14 protein-coding genes are annotated in these 13,012 nt (G+C 44.1%); 8 read left to right on the top strand and 6 right to left on the bottom strand.

Annotated features, from left to right (window positions below):
- Positions 1 to 70: 70 nt before the first annotated feature.
- Complete coding sequence (locus tag CCS90_RS05975) at positions 71 to 955, bottom strand: NAD(P)-dependent oxidoreductase (protein ID WP_099018562.1); 885 nt, start codon at positions 953 to 955, stop codon at positions 71 to 73.
- Positions 952 to 1,428, bottom strand: coding sequence for an RNA pyrophosphohydrolase (locus CCS90_RS05970; protein WP_099018561.1), 477 nt, complete (start codon positions 1,426 to 1,428; stop codon positions 952 to 954). The genes CCS90_RS05975 and CCS90_RS05970 overlap by 4 nt, the downstream gene beginning before the upstream one ends.
- Positions 1,429 to 1,583: 155 nt before the next feature.
- Here CCS90_RS05970 and CCS90_RS14920 point away from each other — a divergent pair, with 155 nt between their 5' ends.
- The gene (locus tag CCS90_RS14920) at positions 1,584 to 1,760 is read left to right on the top strand and encodes a hypothetical protein (protein WP_162846827.1); all 177 of its coding nucleotides are present in this window, start codon (positions 1,584 to 1,586) and stop codon (positions 1,758 to 1,760) included.
- Between the two features lie 54 nt (positions 1,761 to 1,814).
- Here CCS90_RS14920 and CCS90_RS05965 read toward each other — a convergent pair whose 3' ends face one another.
- From CCS90_RS05965 to gatC, 4 genes are read right to left on the bottom strand one after another with little or no spacing between them, the layout of a single operon-like run.
- On the bottom strand, positions 1,815 to 2,750 hold the full coding sequence (locus tag CCS90_RS05965; RefSeq protein WP_099018560.1) for a carbohydrate kinase family protein: 936 nt from the start codon (positions 2,748 to 2,750) through the stop codon (positions 1,815 to 1,817).
- Entirely contained in the window at positions 2,743 to 4,200 is a 1,458-nt protein-coding gene (gene gatB / locus CCS90_RS05960) for an Asp-tRNA(Asn)/Glu-tRNA(Gln) amidotransferase subunit GatB (protein ID WP_442757003.1), read from the bottom strand. Before gatB ends, CCS90_RS05965 begins: the two co-directional genes overlap by 8 nt.
- Complete coding sequence (gatA, locus tag CCS90_RS05955; protein ID WP_099018559.1) at positions 4,197 to 5,645, bottom strand: Asp-tRNA(Asn)/Glu-tRNA(Gln) amidotransferase subunit GatA; 1,449 nt, start codon at positions 5,643 to 5,645, stop codon at positions 4,197 to 4,199. The genes gatB and gatA overlap by 4 nt, the downstream gene beginning before the upstream one ends.
- Complete coding sequence (gatC, locus tag CCS90_RS05950; RefSeq protein ID WP_099018558.1) at positions 5,642 to 5,929, bottom strand: Asp-tRNA(Asn)/Glu-tRNA(Gln) amidotransferase subunit GatC; 288 nt, start codon at positions 5,927 to 5,929, stop codon at positions 5,642 to 5,644. Before gatC ends, gatA begins: the two co-directional genes overlap by 4 nt.
- Positions 5,930 to 6,034: 105 nt before the next feature.
- Between gatC and CCS90_RS05945 the strand changes: the two genes are divergently transcribed.
- From CCS90_RS05945 to CCS90_RS05915, 7 genes are read left to right on the top strand one after another with little or no spacing between them, the layout of a single operon-like run.
- On the top strand, positions 6,035 to 7,084 hold the full coding sequence (locus tag CCS90_RS05945; protein WP_099018557.1) for a rod shape-determining protein: 1,050 nt from the start codon (positions 6,035 to 6,037) through the stop codon (positions 7,082 to 7,084).
- Positions 7,085 to 7,111: 27 nt separating this feature from the next.
- Complete coding sequence (gene mreC, locus CCS90_RS05940) at positions 7,112 to 7,954, top strand: rod shape-determining protein MreC (RefSeq protein ID WP_099018556.1); 843 nt, start codon at positions 7,112 to 7,114, stop codon at positions 7,952 to 7,954.
- Entirely contained in the window at positions 7,947 to 8,441 is a 495-nt protein-coding gene (mreD, locus tag CCS90_RS05935) for a rod shape-determining protein MreD (RefSeq protein ID WP_099018555.1), read from the top strand. Before mreC ends, mreD begins: the two co-directional genes overlap by 8 nt.
- A 2-nt stretch (positions 8,442 to 8,443) precedes the next feature.
- Positions 8,444 to 10,252: a penicillin-binding protein 2 gene (gene mrdA / locus CCS90_RS05930; RefSeq protein WP_099018554.1), complete on the top strand. Its 1,809-nt coding sequence runs from the start codon at positions 8,444 to 8,446 to the stop codon at positions 10,250 to 10,252.
- Positions 10,245 to 11,321, top strand: coding sequence for a rod shape-determining protein RodA (rodA, locus tag CCS90_RS05925; protein ID WP_099018553.1), 1,077 nt, complete (start codon positions 10,245 to 10,247; stop codon positions 11,319 to 11,321). Before mrdA ends, rodA begins: the two co-directional genes overlap by 8 nt.
- On the top strand, positions 11,318 to 12,253 hold the full coding sequence (gene mltB / locus CCS90_RS05920) for a lytic murein transglycosylase B (RefSeq protein ID WP_099018552.1): 936 nt from the start codon (positions 11,318 to 11,320) through the stop codon (positions 12,251 to 12,253). Before rodA ends, mltB begins: the two co-directional genes overlap by 4 nt.
- Positions 12,250 to 13,005 (top strand): septal ring lytic transglycosylase RlpA family protein, encoded by a 756-nt coding sequence (locus tag CCS90_RS05915; protein ID WP_099018551.1) that lies wholly within the window; start codon positions 12,250 to 12,252, stop codon positions 13,003 to 13,005. The genes mltB and CCS90_RS05915 overlap by 4 nt, the downstream gene beginning before the upstream one ends.
- Positions 13,006 to 13,012 lie beyond the last annotated feature (7 nt).

Raw genomic sequence — 13,012 nt, 5'->3', positions numbered from 1 at the left:
GCTTTACGAGGTTTTCAGGGTAGAGAGGACATTATTTTTTGATTAATTGGTTCAGGCAATGACCTGTTGGTCAATAAGCCTGGATTTGCTGGTAATAAGCCACAATGTGTTCTGCGGTTTGCTTGACATCAGAACGGGCTGAACTGTGAGGTGTTATGGTGATTTTGGGGTGGGTCCAAAATGGATGCTTGGGTGGCAGTGGTTCTTGTTGAAAAACATCCAACACAGCATGATTGATCAGGCCTTTATCCAAGGCTGTTATCAATTCAGGCTCAATAACATGACCACCGCGAGCCACATTGATTAAACGGGCCGTTGGTTTGCACCAAGACAATGTTTTTAAATTTATGATGCCATGGGTTGCTGTGGTTAACGGCAACAAAACCACCAAAAAATCACTGGCACTACAAACTTGTTGTAACCCCAAATCACCATGAAAACATCGGTGGTTTCGGTTATTTTGAGAACGGGTCCAGGCCATCGTTGCAAACCCCAATGCTGCACATTGGTCAGCCAAAAACTGACCCAATTCACCCAAACCCAAAAAACCGATGAGCGGGGTTTTTTCTGCAGTTTCTAAAACCTGCCATTGTTGCTTAGCCTGTTGGACCTGGTAGGCTTTGTGCTGCCTGTGTACTGCCAATATGGGTTGTAACACATATTGAGCCATATTTTGCTTCAAGGCCAAGGTCACAATCCTTTGGCGAATGACATCAGCAGCCAAGAATGGATCGGCATCAATGTGGTCCATCCCAGCTCCCATTGAAACCACCATTTTTAAGTGACGCATGGGTTGGGTAATGCCTTCAGGGTGATTCCACAGCACCGCCAATTGAACCGACTCTGGATCGGGAATATCAGGCCACTGTTGGATTTTTACATGTGGTAACTGTGCAGCCAATTGTGTACACAATTCATCGGTATTGCGGTCAGTGATGATGACCGCAATACTCATATTTGTTTGGTCAGGAATTCCAAATGTTTCAGGGCACGTTTATAGACCCCTTTTTTGAAGTGGATGACATTTTCAGCCGGATACCAGAAATTAACCCAGCGATAATCTTCAAATTCTGGCTTTTGAGTTGTGTTGAAGTCCACTTTGGATTCGTCTTCTAGCAACTTAAGCAAGTAATACACTTGTTTTTGCCCTACAAATGACGGGTCAGAGTCGCGTTTGTGGAATTTTTTAGGTAACTGGTATTTTAACCAACCGGGGGTCGATCCCAAAACATCCACATGGTGAGGTTTCAACCCCACTTCTTCATATAACTCTCTAAACATGGCCTCTTCCGGGGATTCATCGGTATTGATACCCCCTTGTGGAAACTGCCAACCATTGCCTCTGGTTCGCTTGGCCCAAAACACTTGACCTGCATTGTCGAGCAAGATGATGCCCACATTGGGCCTAAAACCATCTCGATCAATCATGATGATATAAAATTTTTAAACTGCCACCATTGTTTCAAAAAAATGAAATTTGAGCAAGATATTTAGCTATCTTGATTCCTATGTTCCATCAAAATACCGCTAACGCCAAAAAATTTTACTTTTCGAACCGTTCAAGTCATTGATATAATTCCAGCATGAAATCAAAAGATTCCAAACAAGCAGAAATCCCATTCAAGCCCACTGAGTTTCAGTTGGATTTATTGGTGGGTCAAACATCAGATGAGGCCGATGACCTGCAGTTCTTCCCATCGAAAAATTGCCTGATCAAAGCCAAAACAAAAAGCAAGACAAGCCTCAAGCCCAAGCCATAAAAAAAGCCCTGACCACAACAGTGCCAAGGCTTTGAATCTGAATGATAAACTCAGTCAGAAATTATAACCAAACTCTTCGTTGAATCTTTGACGGAAATCCTTTTTTGAAATGTAGTGATTCTGCGTACCTGCGCTGGCAATTTTGATGCTGCCCAACAAACTGGCAATGCGCCCTGTGGTTTGGTAATCCAACTCATTGGTCAAACCATACAACAAGCCGGCGCGATAAGCATCGCCACAACCCGTTGGATCGACCACTTTATTGGCTTTAACCACTGGGATGTGGTACATGGTGCCATCGGCATAAATTTCGGATCCTTTCTCACCACGGGTCACAATCAAAGCATCCAATTGAGCCGCAATGGCTCGAGCATCCATACCTGTTCGATCATGAACCAGTTCATATTCATAATCATTCACAGCCATCCACGTGGCCTGTTCTATAAATTGTTTCAGGTCGTCTCCATCAAACAAAGGCATGGCTTGACCTGGGTCAAAAATAAATGGAATGCCTGAATCGGCAAACTCTTGCGCATGTTGAATCATGCCATCACGGCCATCTGGACCCACAATACCGATGTCTATGTTCTCATAATCTTTGACATGGTTTTCATGTGAAAAATTCATTGCTCCAGGATGGAATGCCGTGATTTGATTGTTTTTTAAATCAGTGGTGATGTAAGCCTGAGGCGTAAAATGCCCTTCTTTGGTTTTCACCGCTTCCAATGAAATACCCAAGCTTTTCAATCGCTGACCGTAAACATCAAAATCACTACCAACCACACCCATGGGTACGGGTTTACCACCAATCATTTTGAGGTTATATGCAATGTTCCCTGCCACGCCACCAAAAACTCGACTCAAGGTAGGAACCATAAAAGAAATGTTCAGTTTATGTATTTGATCTGGCAATATGTGATTGGCAAATTCATCTTCAAATACCATGATGTTATCAAAGGCCAAAGACCCACAGATTAGTGCTCTACTCATTGTTTAATTTATCCTCTAAAATTTGTTTGGTTTGCACAGGGTTGGCCTGTCCTTTGGTTTGTTTCATGATTTGCCCAACAAAAAAGTTGAACATTTTTTCATTGCCACTGCGGTAGCTGGCAACTTGTTCTGGGTGATCTTTAATCAATTGGTCAATCAACACTGTCAACTCAGATGAATCTGATATTTGACCCAAGCCTTGATCGGCAATGATTCCCTTGGCATCTTGGCCACTTTCCCACATGTCATCCAAGATTTGTTTGGCCACTTTACGCGAGACGGTGCCTGCATGCAACTCATCGAGTAAACCGGCGTAATGATCAGCACTGATTCGACTCTCTGCTATGGCAGTGCCATGTGTGTTTAACAATGCATTGAATTCGCCCAGCAGAAATTTTGCATTGAAATCTGCTGCGGCTGTTGATTGTGCCAAGCTTTGTTCATAAAAGCGAGACAGGTTCAGATCATTGGCAATGGTGTCGGCGTCTTCCAATTTCAAACCCAAATCGGCCACATAACGTTTGATTTTTGCTTCAGGAAACTCTGGTAAATGAGCCCGTTGGGCGTCAATCATCGCTGTGGTGATCTGAATGGGCAATTGGTCTGGGTCTGGGAAATAACGGTAATCGTTGGCATTCTCTTTGCTGCGCATTGATCTTGTTTGGTCATTTTCCGCATCATAAAGTCGAGTCTCTTGAACGATTCTGCCGCCAGACTCCAATATTTTGATTTGGCGTTTGGCTTCATGATTAATGGCTTTTTCAATAAACCTGAACGAATTCAAATTTTTAATCTCAGCCCGCGTACCTAATGTGGTTTGTCCTTTGGGCCGCACGGACACATTGGCATCACACCTGAATGAGCCTTCTTGCAGGTTGCCATCACAAATACCTAAATGCGTCACTCGAGTATATATCGCTCGCATATAAGCAACTGCCTCTTTGGCATTTGACATTTGTGGTTCGGAAACCACTTCTATCAAAGGGGTACCGGCACGGTTCAAATCAATGGCTGAATACTGGTCGTATTTATCATGAATCGATTTACCCGCATCTTCTTCTAAGTGGGCACGGGTGATTTCTACCGTTTTTTCACCGTCATCGGTGTTAATCACAATATGTCCTTTGCCAACTATCGGATCGTCCATTTGACTGATTTGGTAACCTTTGGGTAAATCCGGATAGAAATAATTTTTTCTGGCAAACACAGTAACCGATGGAATTTCTGCATCAACAGAAAGACCGAAACGCAACGCATATTCGATGGCTTTGTGATTAATCACAGGTAAAGTGCCAGGCAAGCCGGCATCCAAAAAACTGACCTGACTGTTGGGTGATGCACCATAGCTGGCTTTCATGCCGGAAAACAGTTTGCTCATGGTATCCAAGCGAACATGGATTTCTAGACCTATCACCATTTCCCAGTCGATACTGTTTGTGCTTTGGCTCATGCGAAAGCCTCCGGAAACTGTAGGTGGAAATTGGTTTGTTGTTGGTATTGATCGGCCAAACTCAAAATGGATTGTTCGGCAAAATAATTACCAATCAACTGTAAACCCACTGGCAACCCTTGGGTAAAGCCAATCGGCATCGACAAGCAAGGCAATCCGGCCAACGAAGCCGGAATGGTGAATTTATCAGCCTGGTACATGCTGACACCTTCTGACTTATCACCGTGCTTAAAGGCCACTTCGGGTGACACTGGACAAGCAATCACATCAACTTGTGAAAATGCCTGCTTGAAGTCATCACTGATCAGTCGCCTGACTTTCTGAGCTTTTAAATAATAAGCATCGTAATAACCTGAAGACAAGGCCCAAGCTCCAATCATGATGCGTTTTTGAACTTCTTGGCCAAAACCTTCACTGCGACTTTGTCGATACAATGATTCTAAATCTGTGACATGTTCAGTTTGGTGACCAAAACGCACACCATCAAATCGAGACAAATTCGAAGAACATTCTGCCGGCGCCAAAACATAATAGGCCGATATCGCCAAATCAGCATGAGGCAAGTCAATCTCCACCAGCTCTGCCCCATTGGCCTGCAACTGAGCAATGGCTTCCAAAGTCCTTTGTTTGATGCCTTCATCTTGCAAATCTTCAATCCAAGCACTGACCACACCAACTTTTAAACCCTTTGAGTCCGGTGTCTTGGGTTTCTGCCAATCAAATTGAGGTTGTTGCGCTGAAGTCGAATCCAATGGATCATGCCCAGACATGGCTGACAACACCAAACCACAATCATCTGCACTGGGCGCCATGACGCCACCTTGGTCTAGTGACGAAGCAAAAGCCACCATGCCATAGCGAGACACCCGACCATAACTGGGTTTGATCCCGGTGATACCACAAAAGGCAGCGGGCTGTCTGATTGAACCACCGGTGTCAGTTCCTGTGGCTATCGGCACCATCCTCGCTGCCACTGCCGCCGCTGAACCACCCGATGAGCCACCAGGCACTCGACTTAAATCCCATGGATTAGAAACCAAACCAAAAGCAGAATGTTCATTGGATGATCCCATGGCAAATTCATCCATATTGGCTTTACCTATTGAAACCATGCCCTGATCAGATAATTTTTGCACCACAGTGGCATTGTAGGGTGGTACAAACTCAGCCAACATGTTGGAGCCACAGGTGGTTTTTACGCCATGGGTACAAAACAAATCCTTGTGTACCAAAGGAATACCAGCCAATGGATGCCCACCTTGCTTCAATAAAGCTTGGGCTTGTAAAAGCTCTGCCGCATTCAATTCAGCATGGATGGTGATCAAAGCATTGGTATCGGCATTAAAAGCTTGGGTGCGGTCACTGTAAACCCCACACAATTCTTGCACACTGATTTGTTTGCTTTCCAGCATGGCTGACATGGCTCTGACACTTAAGTTAATCATTCGATCACCTTTGGCACCAAATAATGATCTTCATCGGCATGCGCTGCCAATGCCAACAGTTCATTTTTGTGTGATGAATCTGTGACCTCATCTTGGCGCACCAATTGCCAAGCATCATTGGGGTGAGCCATCGGTGTAACCTCAAGTGTGTTGGCATCATTGATGTGCTCAATCATGGCCATTACCTGGTTCAACGACTCAGTTATGTGGCTGACTTGCGTCTCAGGTATATTTAACTGAGCCAAGGCAGCAATTTCTTCTAATTCTTTACGATTAATTGACATTTAACTAGTAGGATTCATATATAATTCGCAGATTGGCCTGCAACATAGCAAAGCCGCGGGATATTATGCCATTTTTTACCAATCAGATGTAACTACAATTATCACATGTTTAAAAAATTCAGAAGCCTGTTTTCAAACGACTTATCAATAGATCTGGGAACCGCTAACACCCTCATTTACATGCGCGATCATGGTATCGTGTTGAATGAGCCTTCGGTGGTGGCAGTCAGAATGGACCAAAACAGAGGTGGCCATGCCAATATAGCTTCGGTCGGATCAGATGCAAAAATGATGCTGGGTCGTACACCTGGAAACATCAAAACCATCAGACCTTTGAAAGACGGTGTGATTGCTGATTTTGATATGACCTCTGCGATGCTGCAACATTTTATCCGCAAAGTCCATTCGAACCGTTGGTTAAAACCTTCATGTAGGGTGCTCATTTGTGTCCCTTGTGGTTCAACCCAAGTAGAAAGACGTGCGATTGAAGAGTCGGCATCCGGTGCGGGTGCGGCAGAAGTGTTTTTGATTGAAGAACCGATGGCCGCTGCCATTGGTGCAGGCATTCCCATCCATGAAGCTCGTGGCAGCATGGTGCTGGACATTGGTGGTGGTACTTCAGAAGTGGCGGTATTGTCATTGAATGGCATTGTCTATTCGGCTTCGGTGAAAATTGGTGGTGATAAATTTGATGATTCATTGATTTCGTACGTGCGTCGAAGTTATGGCACCTTGATTGGCGAATCAACGGCTGAACGCATCAAACATGAAATTGGATGTGCCTACCCAGCAGCTGAAGAAATTTCACTTGAAGTCTCAGGCCGAAACTTGGCTGAAGGTGTGCCGCGTAAATTCACCATGACCAACAATGAAGCCCTGGAAGCTTTACATGAACCTTTATCGGGTATTGTCGCTGCAGTTAAAACGGCCTTGGAACAAACACCCCCAGAGTTGTGTGCGGATGTTGCCGAACAAGGGATTGTATTGACCGGTGGTGGTGCTTTACTTAAAGATTTGGATAAGTTATTGATGGAAGAAACTGGTTTGCCAGTCTTTGTGGCTGAAGACCCACTCACCTGTGTTGCCAGAGGTGGTGGTAAAGCTTTGGAAATCATTGACGAAGAAGGCAGTGACTTTTTTGCACCATTTAGATAAAGCCATTGAGTTAACAATTAATTTTTGATGGAATCACTTACCAGCAATCAAAAAGTAACCAAGTCACCACTGTTTAAATTTTTGATACTGGAGTTTATCTGCCTGTCCTTAATGATTGCAGATAAAAACCATCAACTGGCACAACCTGTCAGAAACACCCTGTCCTTGGCGGCCATTCCACTGATAAAAATCATTGAATGGCCACAAGACATGTACCAAATCATTCAAGTGGCCTTGTCCCGACAAGCACAGTTGATTGAAGAAAACACCCAACTCAAAGAGCAGTTGATTGATACCCAGCTTAAAGTCCAACAAAACGTGTCGCTGGCGGCGGAAAATGAACGTTTAAGAAACATGTTGAATGCCACCACGGTCAGCCCATTGACCACCAGTGTTGCCTTTGTTTCCAATATCAACCAACATCAAAAGAAACAACACATCATCATCGATCAAGGCACGGCTCAAGGAATTCACGTCGGACAAGCGGTACTGAATTTAGAAGGCGTCATTGGTCAAGTGGATGTCCTGGGACAACATTTTTCACATGTCATCCTGATCACTGACACGGCCCATGCCCTGCCTGTTGAAATTTTAAGAACTGGAATGAGAACCATAGCTTATGGCAATGGCGAGTCCATATCTTTGAATGAAGTGCCTACCAGTGCCGACATCCAAATCGGTGACGTGGTGGTAACCTCAGGGTTTGGCAACCGATTTCCACGTGGCTTGAAAGTGGCTGAAATTGAATCAATCACCGTCAGTCCAGATCGAACCTTTCAAACGTCAGTGGCCAAACCTTATGCACATTTTGAACGACTGACTGAAGTCTTCATGGTCTGGCCATTCAACACCAATACGCCCAATGAATAAAAAGCATAAACAAGGCGTACCTTACATCATGCACTTATCGATCTTGTGCGCCTTGTTGTTAATGTTGATTCCGTGGCCAGATGCAATCATCAAATACCAACCACATTGGGTGGCTTTACTGGTTGCTTATTGGTCTTTCAATACCGCAAGCAATCGAGTCATGCTGGTCGCTTTTTGTTATGGCTTGTTGCTAGACATCTTGATGGGCAGCTTATTAGGCAAGCATGGCATGTCATTGGTGGCTTTGTCATTTCTGGTGACCAAATCAGCCAAACAACTGCGCATGACATCTATGGGTCAACTCATGGCCATGGTGATCGTCTTGTTATTCAATGACATCATCATCAGAGCCATCATAGATTGGCTGAGCTTTGGCTACAAACCCGCTGTTGTCGACATGTTACCGCTGATCACCGCCGCATTAACTTGGCCGTGGATCAAATACTTGTTAGACCGGATTCAAGTTTCATACCGAAATTCATCCTAACCATGGGTCAACAACTCAAACAACCATTTTTAGAACGTCGCTTGTTTACCGAGCGAGTCATCATTGCAGTCATCATTGTGATGATTGCCTTTTTGTTGTTATTGAGTCGCTATTTTTATTTACAGGTTATCAGCCACCAGGATTATCAAATTCAAGCCGACCAAAATCGCATCAAATACAGTCGTATTAATCCAACCAGGGGCCTTATATATGACAGAAATGGCGTGTTATTGGCAGACAACATAACGGCTTATCGATTGAACATCATTCAAGAAAAAACCCGAAACCTCGAACAAAACTTAATCGATATTCAAAGCACCATTCAATTTTCAGCTGAAGAAATTGCTGACATCAAAGAAAAACTCAAGTTCAATCCTGTGTTTAAACCGTTGACCATCAAAGAAAAACTGACAGAATCCGAAGTGGCCATGTTTGCCGTAAAAAGACACCGGATGGCTGGCTTTGAAATAGAACCCTACTTAATTCGGAAATACATATACCCTAATGAGTTGTCTCATTTGATTGGCTATGTAGGCAAGATCAGCCCCAAAGAATTCAAAGCACAAGACGTCAATGTCTATTCAGCCAACGATTATTTTGGTAAAACCGGCTTGGAAAAATACCATGAGAACGACCTGCATGGTTACCCAGGCCAATTGGTGACAGAAATCAATGCCCAAGGCAAACAGCTTTCACAAAAAGTCAAAAAACCGCCGGTCAATGGCAACAACCTCGAACTGACCATCGACATCGCTCTACAGCAATCCAGTTACCAAGCATTTGGTGAGGAAACTGGATCTGCCATCACTGTTGACATTGCCACTGGTGAAGTATTGGCCATGGTTTCAAAACCCGGATACGACACCAATGACTTCATCAATGGCATCTCACATTTAAAATTCAAAGCACTGGCTGAATCAGCAGACAAGCCACTTTTTGATCGCAGTCTAAAAGGCGGCTATGAACCCGGATCTACCATTAAACCTTACATCGCTTTGGCCGGCTTATACCACGACATCATTGACAAAGATGACACCATGTTTTCCTCCGGGGTGTATCAAATCCCCAATCAAGAGCGTAAATACCATGACTGGAAACAAGGCGGACATGGCAAAGTCGATGTCATTGACTCATTGACCGAATCAGTCAACGTGTTTTTTTATGATTTGGCTTACCGCCTGGGTATAGACAAAATTCATGACTTTTTAAAGCCATTCAAATTTGGACAATTAACCGGCATTGACACCGCGGGTGAAAAACAAGGCATTCTACCCTCTCGTGAATGGAAAGAAAAAAATCGCGACATGATTTGGTTCCCTGGCGAAACTGTCATTACTGGAATCGGACAAGGTTATTTCGTTTTGACTCCGGTACAAATGGCTCAAGCCTTGTCAATACTGGCCTCAAAAGGTCGAGTGGCTGCCATCCATTTGATTAAAAATGACATCACTGTCAGTCAACTACCTATGAACATCAGCGACAGCGATTGGAATACGGTTCATCAAGGCATGACCAATGTCATCAATGCCCCCAATGGAACCGCCAGAGCAATCAAATCAGACCAGTACTTAATCGCGGGTAAAAGTGGCACCTCACAAGTTTATGGCAAGAGTGAAGAAGACATTTACAAAAAGGTTGAAGAACTACCTAAACACCTCAGAAATCATGCCCTGTTCATAGCATTTGCACCTGCTGACGATCCACAAATTGCCGTAGTGGTGGTGGCGGAACATGGTGCCAGTGGCACCAAAGCAGCCGCGCCCATCGCTAAAAAAATCATTGATGCCTACATGAGTCAAGCCGATGAATAAAAGATTGTTCACTTATATGCCTGATCCCATCTTGCTGTTTCTGATTGGGTTGTTGTTGGCATATGGCTTGGTGGTTTTGTACAGTGCAGGTGGCATGGTTTTGGTTGAAAGACAGGCCGTGCGGATTGCACTCGGCTTAATCGGGCTTTACCTCATCACTCAGATCAGACCAGAACGTTTCGAACAATTCACCCCATTGATTTTCGTCGGTTCGATCATTCTATTGGTCGCCGTGCTATTGATTGGTGTCAAAGTCAAAGGCGCACAGCGTTGGCTCGATCTCGGCATCACCATCCAACCCTCTGAATTATGTAAAATAACTTTGCCCATGATGGTCGCTTGGATTTTCAGACATGCCAGTTTGCCTCCCAGTTGGAAACACATCTTCGCAGCATTGATTGTCATTGGGCTGTGTACCGGATTGATATACAAGCAGCCTGACCTGGGCACTTCCATATTGATCGCCACCAGTGGTTTGTTTGTGATTTATTTTGCCGGCATTTCATGGAAGTTGATTGGCGGAGCCACGCTGCTGGGCTTGTTAAGTACACCGGTCATTTGGCACTTTATGCATGAATACCAAAAGCAACGGGTATTGATGTTTTTGAACCCTGAAGCCGACCCCTTAAATTATGGTTGGAACATCATCCAATCAAAAATTGCCATTGGTTCTGGCGGCTTTTGGGGCAAGGGCTGGACCCAAGGAACCCAGACACAACTGGACTTTTTACCTGAACATTCAACCGACTTTATCTTATCAGTGATGTCTGAAGAATTTGGTTTCTTTGGCGTGCTGATGCTGTTCACTTTGTACCTTTCAATCATCCTGCGTTGTCTGTTCATCGCCCAACAAGCAAAAAATACCTACAATCGACTGCTTTGTGGGGCACTAACCCTGATATTTTTTGTCTACATAATCATCAATGCTGGCATGATTTCAGGTGTTTTGCCTGTTGTGGGCGTTCCATTACCCCTCGTCAGCTATGGCGGTACTTCTGTGCTTACTTTATTAGCATCATTTGGTATCATTACAGCTGTTCACTCACATAAAAAATTAATTCAACAATGAAAAAAACCATATTCTTACTTATTATTTTCTTCAATCCTTTGGCGTGGGCTAAAGTTGACCTCAAAAAAGTGGATCAATTTATTCAATCTGTTGCGGCAGAAATAGAAGTTGAGCCACAATGGATCAGAAACATCTTGGCTCAAGCCAATCACCAACAAAGCATCATCGATGCCATGAATCGACCGGCTGAAAAAACGTTGAAATGGTTTGAATATCGCAAAATATTCATCACCGACAAAAGGGCTCAAGAAGGGGTTGAATTTTGGGAACAACATGAAGCAGTACTCAATGAAGTCTCTGCCCAATCAGGCGTACCGGCAGAGATCATTGTCGCCATCATTGGTGTTGAAACTTTTTATGGCCGCATCAAAGGCAACCACAAAGTATTAGATGCCTTATATACCCTGGCCTTTGATTACCCAAAAAGGTCGCCATTTTTCACCAGCGAATTAAAGCACTTTTTACAATTGGCACAAGAAAACCACATTGACCCATTGAGTGCCAAGGGTTCCTATGCCGGGGCAATGGGATTCGGCCAATTTATGCCATCGAGCTATCGAGCCTATGCAGTCGATTATGAATCCGATCAAGTCATCGATTTAATCAACAACCCACAAGATGCCATTGCCAGCGTGGCCAATTACTTGAACAAACACAAATGGCAACCCGGTGGTCAAGTCCTTTCGACCACAGAAAAACCATCCGTCGCCATGAAGTTCAATCAATTGAAACCGCACATGAAAGACCACAAGACCCAAGAACATTATACGGTGCTTGAACTTGACTTGGAAAATGGTGAAAAACAATACTGGCAAGGTTTTCAAAACTTTTATGTCATCTCCAGATACAACCATTCTCATATGTACGTCAGTGCCGTCTATGAATTATCACAAAACATCAAAGCACTGCGCGCTGAAGGATCGGCGCAATGAAAGCAACAACGGTACTGCTATTGATATTGAGCCTGGCCATCAGTGGCTGTGGGCGCAAGGACAATTACAAGGACATCGACACCGACAAGATCAAACCGTGGAAGCCTAAAGCTGAAGCGCTCAGCAGGTATGGAAATCACAGCCCTTACCGAGTCCATGGCAAGGTTTATCAAGTCAACAACAACCCCGCTGGCTATACAGAAACTGGCAAAGCATCTTGGTATGGTAAGAAATTTCATGGTCGACAAACTTCAAACCAAGAAGTCTACGACATGTATAAATTAACAGCGGCCCACAAAACTTTACCCTTACCCAGTTATGTAGAAGTCACCAATTTGAAAAACAACAAAAAAGTGGTGGTGCGAGTCAATGACCGCGGTCCATTCATTGGTGATCGCATCATCGACCTGTCCTATGCAGCGGCCAAAGCATTGGATTATATCAACGATGGCATTGCCGATGTCCATATCAGGGTGGTCAACTCACCAAAAGACTTGGTCAAAAACCCCATCAAACAAGGATTGACCTACCTACAATTGGGTGCCTATTCAGACAAAAATGCGGCTTATAACTTGGCAAAAAAAACCAGCGAATTACTTGGAATTGAAACTTTTGTCACCATATTATCGACTCACAACGGAGCGCTACATCGAGTGCGTATTGGCCCGATAGACTCTGAAAACAAAGTAAACAGCTTGTTAAATAAAATCATGGCCAGTGGTATACCCGATGCCAAAGTCATTACAGAATAAAACTCAT

Source organism: Marinicella litoralis (assembly GCF_002591915.1).
Classification (GTDB): domain Bacteria; phylum Pseudomonadota; class Gammaproteobacteria; order Xanthomonadales; family Marinicellaceae; genus Marinicella; species Marinicella litoralis.
The sequence above is the reverse complement of the archived record's forward strand: the minus strand, read 5'-3'. Positions and strand labels throughout refer to the sequence as shown.

What these genes read in the sequence shown, in the direction of transcription:
- mltB (WP_099018552.1), top strand. Translation starts at nt 11,318, where the DNA reads ATGAAAAAAACCATATTCTTACTTATTATTTTCTTCAATCCTTTGGCG.
- rodA (WP_099018553.1), top strand. Translation starts at nt 10,245, where the DNA reads ATGAATAAAAGATTGTTCACTTATATGCCTGATCCCATCTTGCTGTTT.
- mreC (WP_099018556.1), top strand. Translation starts at nt 7,112, where the DNA reads ATGGAATCACTTACCAGCAATCAAAAAGTAACCAAGTCACCACTGTTT.
- CCS90_RS05915 (WP_099018551.1), top strand. Translation starts at nt 12,250, where the DNA reads ATGAAAGCAACAACGGTACTGCTATTGATATTGAGCCTGGCCATCAGT.
- mrdA (WP_099018554.1), top strand. Translation starts at nt 8,444, where the DNA reads ATGGGTCAACAACTCAAACAACCATTTTTAGAACGTCGCTTGTTTACC.
- gatB (WP_442757003.1), bottom strand. Translation starts at nt 4,200, where the DNA reads ATGAGCCAAAGCACAAACAGTATCGACTGGGAAATGGTGATAGGTCTA.
- gatC (WP_099018558.1), bottom strand. Translation starts at nt 5,929, where the DNA reads ATGTCAATTAATCGTAAAGAATTAGAAGAAATTGCTGCCTTGGCTCAG.
- CCS90_RS05965 (WP_099018560.1), bottom strand. Translation starts at nt 2,750, where the DNA reads ATGAGTAGAGCACTAATCTGTGGGTCTTTGGCCTTTGATAACATCATG.
- CCS90_RS05945 (WP_099018557.1), top strand. Translation starts at nt 6,035, where the DNA reads ATGTTTAAAAAATTCAGAAGCCTGTTTTCAAACGACTTATCAATAGAT.
- gatA (WP_099018559.1), bottom strand. Translation starts at nt 5,645, where the DNA reads ATGATTAACTTAAGTGTCAGAGCCATGTCAGCCATGCTGGAAAGCAAA.
- CCS90_RS05975 (WP_099018562.1), bottom strand. Translation starts at nt 955, where the DNA reads ATGAGTATTGCGGTCATCATCACTGACCGCAATACCGATGAATTGTGT.
- CCS90_RS14920 (WP_162846827.1), top strand. Translation starts at nt 1,584, where the DNA reads ATGAAATCAAAAGATTCCAAACAAGCAGAAATCCCATTCAAGCCCACT.
- CCS90_RS05970 (WP_099018561.1), bottom strand. Translation starts at nt 1,428, where the DNA reads ATGATTGATCGAGATGGTTTTAGGCCCAATGTGGGCATCATCTTGCTC.
- mreD (WP_099018555.1), top strand. Translation starts at nt 7,947, where the DNA reads ATGAATAAAAAGCATAAACAAGGCGTACCTTACATCATGCACTTATCG.